13 protein-coding genes are annotated in these 15,042 nt (G+C 64.3%); 5 read left to right on the forward strand and 8 right to left on the reverse strand.

All coding sequences use genetic code 11. The features are described 5' to 3' along the window. Positions 1-7 precede the first annotated feature (7 nt). Both accB and aroQ read right to left on the reverse strand, forming a co-directional pair. A complete protein-coding gene (gene accB / locus LH365_RS07125; RefSeq protein WP_226742985.1) occupies positions 8-493 on the reverse strand; it encodes an acetyl-CoA carboxylase biotin carboxyl carrier protein in 486 nt (161 codons plus the stop codon). A gap of 48 nt (positions 494-541) precedes the next feature. Next, a complete protein-coding gene (aroQ, locus tag LH365_RS07130; protein ID WP_226742986.1) occupies positions 542-982 on the reverse strand; it encodes a type II 3-dehydroquinate dehydratase in 441 nt (146 codons plus the stop codon). A gap of 93 nt (positions 983-1,075) precedes the next feature. Between aroQ and thiS the strand changes: the two genes are divergently transcribed. Further along, positions 1,076-1,279: a sulfur carrier protein ThiS gene (gene thiS, locus LH365_RS07135; RefSeq protein WP_226742987.1), complete on the forward strand. Its 204-nt coding sequence runs from the start codon at positions 1,076-1,078 to the stop codon at positions 1,277-1,279. A gap of 15 nt (positions 1,280-1,294) precedes the next feature. Continuing rightward, positions 1,295-2,098, forward strand: coding sequence for a thiazole synthase (locus tag LH365_RS07140; protein ID WP_226742988.1), 804 nt, complete (start codon positions 1,295-1,297; stop codon positions 2,096-2,098). On the opposite strand, the gene LH365_RS07145 is transcribed toward LH365_RS07140, so the two are convergent. The 5 genes from LH365_RS07145 to LH365_RS07165 all read right to left on the reverse strand — a co-directional run bounded on the left by LH365_RS07145 (position 2,095) and on the right by LH365_RS07165 (position 8,544). Continuing rightward, entirely contained in the window at positions 2,095-2,730 is a 636-nt protein-coding gene (locus LH365_RS07145; protein WP_226742989.1) for a hypothetical protein, read from the reverse strand. The two genes, LH365_RS07140 and LH365_RS07145, sit on opposite strands and share 4 nt — an antisense overlap. 423 nt (positions 2,731-3,153) lie before the next feature. Beyond that, positions 3,154-3,945, reverse strand: a complete 792-nt coding sequence (locus LH365_RS07150) for a thioredoxin domain-containing protein (RefSeq protein ID WP_226742990.1) — start codon at positions 3,943-3,945, stop codon at positions 3,154-3,156. 53 nt (positions 3,946-3,998) lie between these two features. Beyond that, positions 3,999-5,423, reverse strand: a complete 1,425-nt coding sequence (locus LH365_RS07155; RefSeq protein WP_226742991.1) for a M48 family metalloprotease — start codon at positions 5,421-5,423, stop codon at positions 3,999-4,001. 103 nt (positions 5,424-5,526) lie between these two features. Then, entirely contained in the window at positions 5,527-8,253 is a 2,727-nt protein-coding gene (locus LH365_RS07160) for a ribonuclease E/G (RefSeq protein WP_226742992.1), read from the reverse strand. A 27-nt stretch (positions 8,254-8,280) separates the two neighbouring features. After that, on the reverse strand, positions 8,281-8,544 hold the full coding sequence (locus LH365_RS07165; RefSeq protein WP_226742993.1) for a hypothetical protein: 264 nt from the start codon (positions 8,542-8,544) through the stop codon (positions 8,281-8,283). Between the two features lie 365 nt (positions 8,545-8,909). Between LH365_RS07165 and LH365_RS07170 the strand changes: the two genes are divergently transcribed. The 3 genes from LH365_RS07170 to prfB all read left to right on the forward strand — a co-directional run bounded on the left by LH365_RS07170 (position 8,910) and on the right by prfB (position 14,032). After that, positions 8,910-10,145, forward strand: coding sequence for an N-acetylmuramoyl-L-alanine amidase (locus LH365_RS07170; RefSeq protein WP_226742994.1), 1,236 nt, complete (start codon positions 8,910-8,912; stop codon positions 10,143-10,145). Between the two features lie 230 nt (positions 10,146-10,375). Further along, positions 10,376-12,808, forward strand: coding sequence for a penicillin-binding protein 1A (locus LH365_RS07175; RefSeq protein ID WP_370639718.1), 2,433 nt, complete (start codon positions 10,376-10,378; stop codon positions 12,806-12,808). A 101-nt stretch (positions 12,809-12,909) separates the two neighbouring features. Continuing rightward, a protein-coding gene (gene prfB / locus LH365_RS07180) for a peptide chain release factor 2 (protein ID WP_226742995.1) occupies positions 12,910-14,032 on the forward strand; the annotation gives its coding sequence in 2 pieces (ribosomal slippage) (positions 12,910-12,978 and positions 12,980-14,032; 1,122 coding nt in all). A gap of 33 nt (positions 14,033-14,065) precedes the next feature. Here prfB and LH365_RS07185 read toward each other — a convergent pair. Beyond that, complete coding sequence (locus LH365_RS07185; RefSeq protein WP_226742996.1) at positions 14,066-14,974, reverse strand: YihY/virulence factor BrkB family protein; 909 nt, start codon at positions 14,972-14,974, stop codon at positions 14,066-14,068. Between the last annotated feature and the right edge of the window lie 68 nt (positions 14,975-15,042).

Consider the following 15,042-nt stretch of genomic DNA (forward strand, 5'->3'; position numbering starts at 1 on the left):
CATGGCGTTAGTCGATCACCACGAGGCCTTCGCCGAATTCGACGGGCTGGGCGTCGGAAACGAGGATTTCCGACACCGTACCGTCCTTGGGCGACGGGATCGGGTTCATCGTCTTCATGGCTTCGATGATCAGCAGGGTCTGACCGGCCTTCACCTTGTCGCCGACCTTGACGAAGTTGGCGGCGCCCGGTTGCGGGGCCAGATAGACGGTGCCGACCATCGGCGATTTCAGGGCGTCCTTGGCGGCCGCTTTCGGCGCTTCGATAGCCGCCGGCGCGGCAACCGGAGCCGGCGCCGCCACGGGGGCAGCGGCGACAGGCGCGGCGTAGGCAGCCATTGGGGCCACGGGCGCAGCGGTCAGGGTGCGCGCGACGCGGATCTTGAGTTCGCCCTGCTCGACCTCGATTTCGGTCAGTTCGGTTTCCTTCAGGATGTCCGCCAGCTTGCGAATGAGACGGGGGTCGATCGGGTCAACCGGTTTTTGCGATGACATGCAGTTACCTTTTCAGGGTTTGGGCCGTGCGTTTGAAACGTCGGGCGGCTATTTTTCGATGAGGCGCAGAGCGGCCTCGATAGCCAGTTCATAGCCAATCGCCCCCATACCGGCAATAACCGCCTTGGCCGCCAGTGACACATAGGAGTGATGGCGGAACGGCTCGCGGGCGTGAGGGTTCGACAGATGGCATTCGATGATCGGCAGGGTCAGGGCCTTCAGCGCGTCCAGCAACGCGACCGAGGTGTGGCCGTAGCCCGCCGGGTTGATGATCAGGACCGAGGCGTGTTCGCGCGCCTCCTGCACCCAGTCGATCAGTTCGCCTTCGTGATTCGTCTGACGAAAGACGACCGGCACGTGGCGGGCTTCGGCCAGCGCGGTGCAGCGGGCTTCGATGTCCGAAAGGCGCGTATATCCATAAATTTCCGGCTCACGCACCCCGAGAAGGTTGAGATTGGGGCCGTTAAGGACATATATGGGTTTCGACATGCAAAGCCTGATCCTGTGGGATGCGGTCTTGTATCCCCTGTTGCGATGGCTAACAAGAAAAAGCGGGCTTTTTCGCCCGAAAACGATCCGAAAATGACGAAAATTCTGTTGAATGGCGAAGAAACCGAGGTTTCCGCGTCAAATCTGATGATGCTGATCGAACAGATCGGAATCGACCCGCGCAAGGTGGCCGTGGAGCGCAATCTCGAAATCGTGCCGAAATCGGCCTATCTGGCCACGGCGATCGAGGCGGGCGACCGGCTGGAGATCGTGCACTTCGTCGGCGGCGGCAACTGAAAAGGACTACTGAAAATGGACGATTCTTCCCTGAAGGCCGACGCCTTTGCCAAAGACACCTGGACCGTGGCCGGGCGTACCTTTTCCTCGCGCCTGATCGTCGGTACGGGCAAGTACAAGGACTATGTCCAGAACGCCGCCGCGGCGCGGGCGTCTGGCGCGGAGATCGTCACCGTGGCCGTGCGGCGCGTCAATCTGACCGATCCGAACCAGCCCATGCTGATGGACTACGTCAGGCAGGACGAGTTCACCTACCTGCCCAATACGGCGGGTTGCTTCACCGGTGAAGATGCCGTGCGGACCCTGCGTCTGGCGCGTGAGGCCGGCGGCTGGAACCTCGTCAAGCTGGAGGTGCTGTCGGACCCCAAGACCCTCTATCCGGACATGGAAGAGACGCTGCGCTCGCTGAAACTGCTGGTCAAGGACGGGTTCGACGTCATGGTCTATTGCTCGGACGACCCGGTCTACGCCAAAAAGCTCGAAGAAGCGGGCGCCGTGGCCATCATGCCTCTGGGCGCGCCGATCGGTTCGGGTCTGGGCATCCAGAATCCGGTGACGCTGCGCATCATCATCGAGAACGCAAAGGTGCCCGTGCTGGTCGATGCCGGCGTCGGCACGGCGTCGGACGCTACGGTCGGCATGGAACTGGGATGCGACGCGATCCTGATGAACACGGCCATCGCCGAAGCGAAAGACCCGATCCGCATGGCCGTGGCCATGAAGCACGCCGTCATCGCCGGCCGCGAATCCTATCTGGCCGGGCGGATGTCGAAGAAGCTCTATGCCGATCCGTCGTCGCCTTTGGCTGGGCTGATCTAATCCGGCGTGGGGTCTTCCTCAGCCGTGCCCGCCTTACGATAATCGGGGGCAAAGATGGACGGATGGCGGCGAATTTCGACATCGGGCGGCTCGCCGGTTTCGCGCACTATGCGATCGCGATATTCCGTCCATAACTCCAGCAGGGCGCTGACGTCGGAGTCGGTATAGCCTTCGTCGCGCCACATCGCGAGGTGCATGCCTCTGGCGAGTAGAATAAGCTTTTGCTCGACCTCGCCGACGCGTCTCTCATACAGGTCGTGCCGGGCGATCTCGGCCTCGGCGCGCTCCAGCGCCAGCATCTGCGCGGCCTCTTCGTCGAACGTGTAACGCTTGTCGCCAGGATAGCGTTCCTCGTACTCGTCTTCGTCCTCATCGAGGCTGGCCGCGCGATCCGTCGCGGCTCTGGTGCGCGTCGGTGCGATTTTAGGCTCAGGCGGCGGGGCGAACAACTGACACAGCATACGGTCAGCGGTCATGACCGCGCGGGCGGTGCGTTCGGCCTCAAGCGGCGTTTCGGGCTTCGACAGCGAGGTGACGTGATCGAGCACTTCGTCGGCAAAGGCGCGCAGCCGGGCGCGGCGCTCGGCAAGCAGCGCTCTCAGTTCGGCCTTGTTTTCCGCGTGGGCATCCATGCGGGTATGATGACACGGACGGAATGGGCGGGGATAGATTGCCGCGGGAAAGGGCCTCCGGCGGGCAGGGGCACGGCCCCTGCACCCGGATTTGGGTTCGCAGTCCGGTGAGGCCGGTGCGCGTGGATGCGGTGTAAGATTGAACCACGGAAAACACGGAAAGCACGGAAAATGGAGCGGATGGCGTCTTCGGCGCGAAGCGCCATACATCAATACCGGCTACGCAATGGGAAAGGCCCTTCGGGCAAAAACGGTCCCACAGCCTTTTCCGTGCTTTCCGTGTTTTGGCTGCGCCGAACTTCGTTTCCGTGGTTCAATAATCCGGCAGAAGCACAGGCGCTCATTACGTAAATCGGGCGCAGACATTACCGCCTGCGCCCGATTACGGGGTTTGAGGCCAACTGGCCCCAGAGTCTTCTTTCGTCACTTCGCCTTCTGACGCGCGGCGCTGACGAGCGTCTGTATCCGGGGGATGTCGCCGCCATTGACCAGCACGCCGTCGACGATGAAGTTCGGCGTGGCGTTGATACCGAGCTTGTAGCCCAGTTGCAGGGTTTCATCGATCTTGGCCTGTATCTCCGGCGTCTGGGCCTTGGCGTGGAGCGCGGCGGGATCGACGCCGGCGGAGGTGAGAGCGGCATCGACATCGGCCTGAGACGTCATTTCGTGGGAATAGATGGCGTTGTGAACGGCGGTGTAATGGCCGGTATCGCGGGCGGCGAGGGCGAGGGCGGCCAGTACGCGCGAGTTGTCCTTACCGATGATCGGGTATTCCTTGACCACGACGCGGACGTCGGGATTGGCGGTGACGAAGGCCATCAGGCTGGCGTGGCTGGCGCGGCAGGCCCCGCACAGATAGTCGTGGAATTCGACGATGGTGATGGGGGCGGACGGGTTGCCGATGATCGGGTCGTCGGCGGCGATGATCGAGCCTTCATTGGCCTTGACGGCGGTTTCGACGGCCTTGCGCGTTTCGGCGTCCTGCTTTTCGCGCAGGGCGTTGGAGGCGTCGACCAGCACTTCGGGGCGGGCGACGATGCCGCCGCGCACGATCAGGCTCTGGATATTGGGCAGGACGTACGGGGCGAGCGCCAGCACGAAGGCCGCGGTCGCCAGCGCCAAAGTCAGGTTGGACTTGCTGAGGACGCTCTCGCTCTTTTTCGGGGCAGGCGCGGTTTCCGGTGCGGGGGCCGGGCTTTCGGGGGTGTCGGTCACGTAGATTCTTTCAGAGTCGGGCGCTCTAGCGGCGCATACAGGCATCCGGCACCTTAACGGCGCAGGCGGGTTTCTTCGTCCACCGGATCGATGCCCATCAGGGACGAGGTGGTCAGCACGATGTCGCGGGCGCGGCGGTATTCGACGGAATTCTGCGGCAGGTTCTTCTGCGACCAGACGGCGAAGGTGCGGGCCTGAGGAATATTGCCGCGATAGAATTCGGCTTCGGCAGAGGCGAGGCGCGCCTGCCCCGGCATTTTCAGCCCGTCATAGCCCTGCGCCAGCAGGTTCCAGGCGAAGCTGTTGTCGGGCTCGTATTTCAGCGAGGCATTGAGCATTTCGATGCCTTGACGCAGGTTGTCGTCGTCGCCGGCGGCGACCATGGCCTGCCCCAGATTGACCATCAGCAGCGGCGCGTCGGGCAGCAGTTCGACCGATTTGCGGTGCGCCGGGATGGAAAGCGCGGTCTGACCCGTCTCGAAATAGATCTGGCCCTTGAGTTCCCACAGATAAGGGTTGTTCGGCTGTTCGCTCAGCAGCGCGTCCAGCTCGGCCATGGCCTTTTTTACCTCCGTCTGTTTGTACCAGGCGATGACGTGGGCGTAGCGGGCCGCGTAGGAGCGGTCGTTTTCCGGGTAACGCATGAACACCTTTTGCGGGTGATCGAGGAAGCCCGACAGCTTGGCCTTGACGATGTTGAACTCGGCGATCAGTTCCGGCGACTCCACCGCATCCCTGTGCGGTTGCTGTTCGACCAGGCGGCGCAGGGTGGCGACCCGGTCGCGCGACAGGGGGTGGGTGCGGAAATACTGATAACGCTCGGCGTTGGAGAAGGTTTCGTAGTTACGCAGCTTGTCGAAGAATTCGACGAGGCCGCGGCCGGACATGCCGGCGCGCTCCAGCGCCTTGACCCCGGCGATGTCGGCAGCGGCTTCCTGAGTCTGCATGTAGCGCAGCGCGCCCAGCGTGCCGAAGGTCGAGGACGAGCCCAGCAGACCGACGCCCGCGTCACCCGCTCCGGCCAGCAGCGCGATGATGCCCAGCCCCAGCGAGATGGCCATGGGAGCCTTCGCCGCCTGATAGATTTCGTCGGAGCGGACGGTGTGGCCCGCGGCCTGGTGACCGGCTTCGTGGGCGATGACGCCGAACAGTTCGTTAGGGGTTTCGGCTTCGCCGATCATGCCGGTATTGAGGCCGATGATCTGGCGCGAGGTGGCGAAGGCGTTGATCGACTGATCGGCGATGAGCAGGAACTGCACCTGATCGGCATTGAGACCGGAGGCGGTAAGGATGCCGCGCGATTCCTTCTGCAGGAAGCGCTCGATCTCGGTGTCGCGGATAACGGTCTGCGCCTGCGCCTTGGGTGCGAGGCCCGCGACGGCCAGCGTCATCAGGGATGCCGCCGCCAGCGGCTTCATCCATGAGCGGGCTTTATGTTTAAGGCCGTTCCACACCATCAGCACGTCTCTGTCAGGCAATCGCTCTTTATATGGGGCGCAAGAGTGACAAATCTAAGGCCCCCGCACAACAGGCAAGCCGCAAGAAAAAGCCCGTGAAGCGGAACTTCACGGGCGGTCTGTCCTACTTGCGCCACCAGCCGCGCTTGGGCTTGGCAGGCGGGGTGCTGATCTCGGACGGATCGGGCTCGGGGTCCGTCGGGGCAAAGCTGCCGCCAACAATCTCCGATGCCGCTTCCAGAACGGGCTCGGGCGCTGGGGCTGTGACCGGTTCCACAATGGGTTCCGGGGCCGTTTCCACCACCTCCGGTTCGGCGGCAATGACCGGCTCCGGCGCGGCTTCGGCCACCGGCTCGTCGGTCTTCTTCTTGCGGGCGCGGGTCTTGCGCACCGGCTTGCCAGATTCCTGGACCGCTTCTTCGACGATGGGCTCGGCCACCACCGGTTCCGGGGCGATTTCGGCCACGGGCTCCAGAGCCGTTTCCATCACGGCGGGTTCAGGGGTTTCGACCGGCGTTTCCACCGCGGCTTCAACGGCTTCGGCTTCGGCCTTGCCGCGGCGCTTGCGCGGCGGACGCTTGCCCTTGGGGGCCGGCTGGTCGCGCAGTTCTTCCGGCACCAGCGAGGTCGGGGCCTGAGTGGCGGCGCCCAGCACCGACGCGGATTCCGTTGTCTCTACGGTCCCGGTAACGTCGGCCTGAACCTCGATCACATCGAAGCCGTCCGGCGTTTCACCGGGGTTAGGCGCGCGCTTGCCTTGCGATTCATCGAACGGATCGATCCACACATAGGGCTCTTCCAGCGACGGCGTGCGGGCGCGCACCCAGGCATAGGGCTCGCGCGGACGGGCGTCGGGTCCGTTGCGGCGACCGCCCCGACGGCCACGGCGGCGGCGGCGGTTGCGGCGGAAATCGCCGTCCTCGTCACCGTCATCCTCTTCGCCCTCGGCGTCAACGTCGCCTTCGGACGCCTCGGTCTCGACGGTTTCAGCGTCAACGCGGGCCTCGCCCTCCGGACGACCCCCGCGACGGCGACGACGGCGGCCACGGCCCCCGCGGCGGTCTTCGCGGTCCTCACGCGATTCCGCGCGTTCGGAAGCCTCGTCGTCGTCGGTGTCTTCGCGCTCGATGGCGTCGTCGTCGGCGGCGATGATTTCGTCGTCTTCGTCTTCGGCCTCATCGTAGTCCGGGTCGGGACCGAGGTCGACGATCGGATCGGGACGCGCCGGCGGCGTGAAATCGACCTCGTCGGCGTGAACCGTGCGCACGATTTCGCAGTCGGCCAGACCGAGATCCGGGTCGATTTCCACATTGACCTTCAGGCCCCATTCAACGCGCAGCTTGGCCAGATGGGCCTGCTTCTCGTTGAGGACGTAGAGCGCCACGGCCTGCGGCAGCTTGATGGTGACGGCGCCGGCGCCATTGGTCATGGCCTCCATGTCGATGGCGCGCATGGCGGCCAGAGCCGAGGAGTCGGTCGAGCGGACGCGGCCCATGCCTTCGCAGTGCGGGCAGACGACCGTTGTGCCTTCGAGGAAGCCGGTGCGGCGGCGCTGGCGGCTGATTTCCATCAGGCCGAAGCCGGAAATCTTGCCCATCTGGATGCGGGCGCGGTCTTCGGACAGGGCGTCTTTGAGGCGCTTTTCGACGGCGCGGTTGTTCTTCGACTCATCCATGTCGATGAAGTCGATGACCACCAGACCGGCGAGGTCGCGCAGGCGCATCTGACGCGCGGCCTCTTCGGCGGCTTCGAGATTGGTCTTGAGCGCCGTCGCCTCGATATTGCGTTCCTTGGTCGACTTGCCCGAATTGACGTCGATGGCAACGAGGGCTTCGGTCTGGTTGATGACCAGATAGCCGCCCGAACGCAGGGGCACGACCGGCGAATAGATGCGGTTCAGCACCTCGTCTATGCCGTAGCGCGCAAACAAAGGCATGCCGCCGCTATAGAGCTGGATCTTCTTCGACTGCGACGGCATGATCATGCGCATGAAGTCCTTGGCGGACTTGTAGCCCTCGACGCCCTCGACCTGAACGTGGTCGAAATCCTTGTCGAACAGGTCGCGGATGGCGCGCTTGACCAGATCTTCTTCTTCGTAGATCAACGCCGGCGCGTTGGAGCGCAGGGTCGTCTCGCGAATATTCTCCCAGACGCGCAGCAGGTAGTCGTAGTCGCGCTTGATCTCGGTCTTGGTGCGCTTGGCCCCGGCGGTGCGCACGATCAGGCCCATGCCCTGCGGCACGTCCAGCGACTGCGCCACGGCCTTCAGCCGCTTACGGTCGGCGCCGTTGGTGATCTTGCGGCTGATGCCGCCGCCGCGCGCCGTGTTCGGCATCAGCACGCAGTAGCGGCCGGCCAGCGACAGATAGGTGGTCAGGGCCGCGCCCTTGTTGCCGCGCTCCTCCTTGACGACCTGAACCAGCAGGATCTGGCGGCGTTTGATGACTTCCTGAATCTTGTAGCGCTTGATCAGGTGGGCGCGCAGGCGGCGCTCTTCGTCCGGCAGGTCGTCGCCGTCGTCCTCGTGCGCGTCGTCCTCGTCGTCGGCATTATTGGCCGCGGCCTGCTGGGCCAGTTCGGCCATCAGCTTTTCGCGGTCGGCGACCGGGATCTGATAATAGTCCGGGTGGATTTCGTTGAAGGCCAGAAAGCCATGGCGATTGCCGCCATATTCCACGAACGCCGCCTGCAAAGAGGGCTCTACGCGGGTGACCTTGGCCAGATAGATATTGCCACGCAACTGTTTGCGGGCGTGGCTTTCAAAATCGAATTCCTCAACCTTCGAGCCGTTTAACACGACGACGCGGGTTTCTTCCGCGTGCGTCGCGTCGATCAACATTGTTTTCGACATATAGGCGATCTCCGCAGCGCACACGCCTTAAGGCCGCGCCGGACGCTGTGCCGGGCGGTGAAAGGGGGCGCTGACTGATTTGGGGTGAAAGGCGTGCAGGCCGGACGGGTCCGGAGAAAGGCACATCGACAGGCGTCCGTCCGGCGCGCGAAGTGCGCGGAGCGGCAGAATTGCGGAGCCTGTCAGAATGAGCAGCACAGCCCATTGGGTGTTGTAAACCTTAGTACGCTTGGCCGGAATGTCCTGATCCTGCAAAGTCGGACCCTTGGCGGACGCGCCGGTGAATTTCATTTTCTCAGGGTGGCGATCGGTCCCCCTGAGGAGGCGTTTCGCCGGAAGAGAGCCTGATCCCGGCCGCACGGGGTCGGGTGGCAGGGCCCCTTCAAAGAGGTGTTCGGTCGGCGTAAAGCGCGCGTGGCGATAAAAAAGGACCACGGGCCGGGCGCCGAGATGTCCGCGAATCGCTTGTCAGACAAGGCCTGACCTCATTGATCCGACACGGACGCGGCGAATATGCAACAAGGTGGCGCAAAAGAAAAGCACGCAATTATTTTTGTTGTTAACGAGATCGCTACCTGCCGTGTGTATCAATCCGGTTACATACAAAGCAGCGGCGCCAGAAAGGCGTCCACAGTATAGTCTGGTGGAGCGGGTGAATGATCCGACGTGCATGGCGATTCGCCGGCAACAGTAAGCTTTGGCTTGCGGCCCTGATGGCGGGCGCCATCGTGATTGCGGCGGGGGACATCACCCCGGTCGAAGCGGCCTCAAGCGGCGATGTGGTGAATGTGCGACTGGGCGGCGCGCCCGGTCAGACGCGTCTGGTCATCGATCTGCAATCTTCGGTAAAGGGCGAACTCCTCAGCCGCGACGGCGATGCTCAGCGCGCGGTGCTGGGCCTGTCGGGGGCCGAGGTCGGCTCGGCGCTGGCCGGGCAGGGCCAGGGCCTGATCAAGGGCTGGAGGCTCGACACCACGGCGGGCATGACGCGCCTGCGCCTCGATTTCGCCGGCAATGCCCGCATCGCGCGCCGCTTTCTGCTGCCGCCCGCCGACGGCATCGGCACCTATCGTTACGTGATCGACGTGGTCCCCGCCGACGCGCCGGCCGCGCCGGTTCAGGCCGCCGCCAAGGCCGTCGCCGACACCGCCCCGATCCCGCCGGCCTTGCGGGGCGAGATCGCCGACAAGCCGCGCACGGGCAAGAAGATCATCGTCGTCGACGCCGGTCACGGCGGTCACGATCCCGGCGCGCGCGGCGCGTCGTCGTGGGAAAAGGACGTCAACCTCGCCGCCGCCAAGGCGCTGAAGGCCAGGCTGGAGGCCACGGGCCGCTACAAGGTCATCATGACGCGCGACACCGACGTCTATGTCGACAAGGTGGCCCGCGTGCGCATCGCCCGCAACGCCAATGCCGACCTGTTCATCTCGCTGCACTCCGACTCCGGCCCCAATGCCGCGACCAAGGGCGCATCCATCTACACCCTGTCGGACTCCGGCACCGAGCGCGCGGCGCGCAACGCCATGAACCGCGGCGACTGGGCCCTGCCCACCGGCGCGACGGACAAGACGGTCGGGCGCATCCTGATCGACCTGACCCAGCGCGCCACCAAGAACCGCTCGGCCACCTTCGCCGAACTGATGCTCGACAATCTCGACGGCACCCTGCCGCTGCTCAAGAGCAGCCACCGTCAGGCCGGTTTCGTGGTCCTGCTGGCCGCCGACGTGCCCGCCGTGCTGCTGGAGATGGGCTTCATCACCAATGCCGAGGACGAAAAGCGCCTCAACGATTCGGGCGACCGCAACCGCATGGCGTCGCAGGTGGTCAAGGCGATCGACGCCTATTTCGCCAACGATGTCCGCTACGCCTCGTTCGGCTTTCTGGCCCCGTAATTTGGCGAAGTAACCGGCGCAACCTGCTGATTTCAAAGCCCCGCCACTCCGGCGGGGCTTTTCGTTTGCGCGTCCGGCCGCCTCCGGGCGTCGCCAATAAGCCGCATTTGCCCGCAATAAGCCGGGCCGGGCCGTGATCAGGGCTTTGCGCGGCGGGCGGGCTTTGATACACACGACGGGATATGATGCGGACGGTGTCTCTTTTCGGAACCGCGTCGCGGTGACGGAGGGTGTTTGTGAAATCCACTGAGCGTTGGTTCGCCATGGCGGGGGTGGTGCTGATGTCGACGGTGGCCGTAGCCGGCTTCGCCATCGCCATCTATGCCGCGTGGCTGTTCCACGACCTGCCCGACGGCAATGAAATCGTGGATTACCGTCCGCCCACCTCGACGCGCCTGTTCGCGTGGGACGGCACCCTGATCGGCGAGTTCGCGCAGGAACGCCGCATCTTCATCCCCTATAATCGTATCCCGGATCGCGTGGGCAAGGCCTTCCTCGCCGCCGAAGACCGCAACTTCTTCAACCATTCCGGCGTCGATGTCGGCGGTCTGTCGCGGGCCATGATGAAGAACGTCGCCAACTTCGTGCAGGGCCGCCGCCTCGAAGGCGGGTCGACCATTACGCAGCAGGTGGCCAAGAACGTCCTTCTGTCGAACGAGCAGACCATCGGGCGCAAGTTGAAGGAATTCATCCTGGCGCGGCGTCTGGAAACCTCGCTCAGCAAGGAACAGATCCTCGAACTGTACCTGAACGACATCTATCTGGGCTATCGCTCCAACGGCATCGGCACGGCGGCCTACAACTATTTCGGCAAGTCGGTGGATCAGTTGACGCTGGCCGAAACCGCCTATCTGGCCGCCCTGCCCAAGGGGCCGCACAACTATCACCCCATCCGGCGCAAGGAACAGGCCATTGCCCGCCGCAACTGGATTCTGGGGGAGATGGCCAAGGTCGGCTGGGTGACCAGGGCCGAGGCCGAGGCCGCCATGCGTGAGGATCTGGTGGTGCAGTCCGCGCCCCAGCGCGCCAAGTACCGCGACGCCGACTTCTTCGTGTCGGAGGTCGAGCGCCGGTCCAAGGCCCTGTTCGGCGAGGATATCTATTCCGCCGGCTACTATATGAAGACCACGCTGGACCCGCGGCTGCAGACCGCGGCGCGCATCGCGCTGATGGACGGGCTGGAAATGTATGACCGCCGCCACGGCTGGCGCGGGGCGTGGGGCCATCTTAACGGCATCAACGAGGGCTGGCAGCAGGAAGCCGCCGCCGTCGAGACCAAGCTGCCCGAACACCGCAAGGCGCCGTTCGAGCGCCCGGACTGGCAGGTCGCGGTGGTCGAACGCGCATCGGGCTCCATCCGGCTGGCGGAAGCGCCGGCGGGCGAAAACCACGGCAATCTGCGCGGCTCGGACGTGGCCTGGGCGCAGGGCGGGGCAGGGCTCAAGGCCGGCGACCTCATCTATGTGGCGCGCGATGCGACCGGGGCCTATGCCCTGAAGCAGGTGCCGGCGGTCAATGGCGCGCTGGTCGCCGTCGATCCGTGGACGGGCCGCGTCGTGGCCATGGTCGGCGGCTATTCCTATTCGCTGTCGAAGTTCAACCGCGCCACCCAGGCCAAGCGCCAGCCCGGTTCGGCCATCAAGCCGTTCATCTACGCCACGGCGCTGGAAGGCGATTTCACCCCGGCCTCGATCGTCGTGGACGGCCCGATCACGTTCAAGGGCGCCAATGGCGAAGCCTGGTCGCCCAAGAACTATTCGCGCACCTATTACGGCCCGCAGACCCTGCGCAAGGGGCTGGAACTGTCGCGCAACGCCATGACCGTGCGTCTCGCCGACAAGGTGGGGATGAAGACGGTGGCGGCCAAGGTGGTGCAGTACGGCGCGGTCGACAGCATGGAGCCCTATCTGTCCAATGCGCTGGGTTCGACCGAAACCACGCCCTATCAACTGACGGCCGCCTATTCGGCCTTCGTCAATGGCGGCCGCCGCGTCAAGCCGCACCTGATCGAACTGGTGCAGGACTATCAGGGCAAGGTCGTCTATCGCGCCGATCAGCGCAAGTGCCCGACGGGCTGCACGCGCGCCTTCGACGGCACGGAGTCGCCCCGCCTCGTCCCCGACGGGCAGCAGGTGATGGACCCCATCGTCGCCTATCAGATCAACTCCTTCCTGCAGGGCGTGGTTCAGCGCGGCACGGCGGCGAAGGCCAATGTGCTGGGCCGTCCGGTGGGCGGCAAGACCGGCACCACCAACGAGTACCGCTCGGCGTGGTTCGTCGGCTTCACGCCCGATCTGGTCACCGGGGTCTTCGTCGGCTTCGACGACAACCGCTCGCTGGGCGATTCCGAAACCGGCGGTTCGGCGGCCCTGCCGATCTTCATCGACTTCATGGCCACGGCCAACAAGAACAAGCCGATCAAGGCGTTCCGAAAGCCCAAGGACGCGGTCTTCGTCTCGATCCGCGGCCACGAGGAAGCCTTCCGCCCCGGCACCGAGCCCAAGCCCATAGAGCGCGCGCCGAGCAGCGATGACGGCCCCAAGCCCTATAACGAGGTGTGGCGCGACGGCCTGACCGGTCAGCCGGCCAATCAGGCGGCGCCGCAGGAAGCGCCGAAAAAGAAGAAGTACGTCGACGAGATCGAGGAAGAGGTTCTGTACTGAACCCCTTTCCGTTTCGCGCATGGCGTCTGCGAAACGGGTTGCCATAGCCCGGCAACAGGGCTATCCCGCTCGCCTACGTTTTTTACCGTAAGGACATTGTAATGCGACTGGATGTTGAGGCTTCGGCCAGGGACATCGAGCAATCCATCGGATTGCTCAGGAGGCGTCTTTGACTGGGATGTCGCTCTAAGACGTCTCGACGAACTGAACGCGCGGGTCGAGGACCCGACGCTGTGGGACAAGCCCGAAGAGGCGCAGGCGGTCATGCGCGAGCGCACCAAGCTGGGCGGTGGCGTGGAGGCGGTCAACAGCCTGACAAAGGCACTGAAGGACGCGCTCGACTACGCCGAACTGGCCGACATGGAAGGCGACGAGGAACTGCTCGAAGAAGCCCGCGCCATGCTGAAAGCCATCAAGGACAAGGCGGCGCGCGCCGAACTTGAGGCGCTGCTGTCCGGGGAGGCCGACGGCAACGACGCCTATGTGGAAATCAATTCCGGTGCGGGCGGCACGGAATCGTGCGACTGGGCCGGTATCCTGCTGCGCATGTATACGCGCTGGGCCACCCAGCACGGTATGAGCGTCAGCATCGAGGAAGAAACCCCCGGCGAACAGGCCGGGATCAAGTCGGCGACCATCCTCGTCAAGGGTACCAACGCCTATGGCTGGCTGAAGACCGAGGCCGGCGTGCACCGTCTGGTGCGTATTTCGCCGTTCGATTCCAACGCCCGCCGCCATACCTCGTTCGCCTCGGTGTGGGTCTATCCGGTGGTGGACGACACCATCGTCATCGACATCAATCCGGCGGACGTGCGCACCGACACCTATCGCGCGTCGGGCGCCGGCGGTCAGCACATCAACAAGACCGACTCGGCGGTGCGTCTGACGCACATCCCGACCGGCATCGCCGTGGCCTGTCAGGCCGGGCGTTCGCAGCACGCCAACCGCGACGAAGCGTGGAAGATGCTGCGCGCGCGCCTGTACGAGATGGAGTTGCAGAAGCGCGAGGCGGCCAAGGCGGCTCTGGAAGACCAGAAGACCGACATCGGCTGGGGTCACCAGATCCGATCCTACGTCCTGCAGCCGTACCAGATGGTCAAGGACCTGCGCACCGATGTGGAAACCTCGGATTCGCAAGGGGTTCTGGACGGTGATCTCGACGCCTTCATGGGCGCGTCCCTGGCCCAGCGGGTCGGCGCGACGCGGGATGCCGAAGACCAGTAAGACAAAAGCCGGAGCGCGATGCTCCGGCTTTTTTTACATCTCCGGCTTGGCCTTGCGTTTGCGGCGAGGCTGGATGGTCTTGCCGAGGTGGCGGCTGTACACCTGCGTGAACTCTGCGCCGAAGAAGAAGATCTGCGTCGAATAGTAGATCCACACCAGAAGCACGATCAGCGACCCGGCCGCCCCATAGGCCGAGGACAGGGCGCTCTGGCCCAGATAGAGGCCGATCAGTTGCTTGCCGAAGCTGAACAGGATGGCGGTGATCGCCGCGCCGACCCACACGTCGCTCCATTCGATGCGCGCGTCGGGGAGGATTTTGAAGGTCATGGCAAACAGGAAGGTCACCACCCCGAAAGAGATGAGCAGATTGATCACGCCCATGATCGGCGCGGGCACATAGGGCGCGATCAGGGTGCTGAAGGCCGCCAGAGCCGCCGAAACGACCAGCGAAATCAAGAGCAGGAAGCCTATCCCCACCACCAGCGCAAAGGACAACAGGCGCTTCTGGACAAAAACCGTCCAGTGCAGGCGGTCCGGCTCGACGTTCCAGATGTCGTTCATCGCCTCCTGGAGTTGGGCGAAAAAGCCGGTGGCCGAAATGATCAGGGTGACGATGCCGATGATCGTGGCGATAAGACCCTGGTGCGGGTTGAACGCCCCGCTGAGCATGGTCTGGACGGCGCTGGCCCCCTGATCGCCGATCAGAAGGCTCAACTCGGCCAGCAGGTAGGTATTGACCGCGTCGCGACCGAAGGCGATCCCGGCCACCCCGGTCACGATCAGCAGCAGCGGCCCGATGGACAGGATACTGTAGAAGGCCAGCGCCGCGCCCAGACGCGGGGCCTTGTCGTCGTTCCATTCCTGTAGGGCCTCCAGCAACATCTTGCCCAGCAGGCCGAGCGTAAGGGGCGGATGAACGGGAGCAGGCGTGGAATCTGTCATAGTCCTACAACGCAAAAACGCCGGAAAAAGATCAACCCTTTTTCCGGCGCGCTTCGCAAAGTCTGTAT

The organism is Asticcacaulis sp. AND118, assembly GCF_020535245.1.
Classification (GTDB): domain Bacteria; phylum Pseudomonadota; class Alphaproteobacteria; order Caulobacterales; family Caulobacteraceae; genus Asticcacaulis.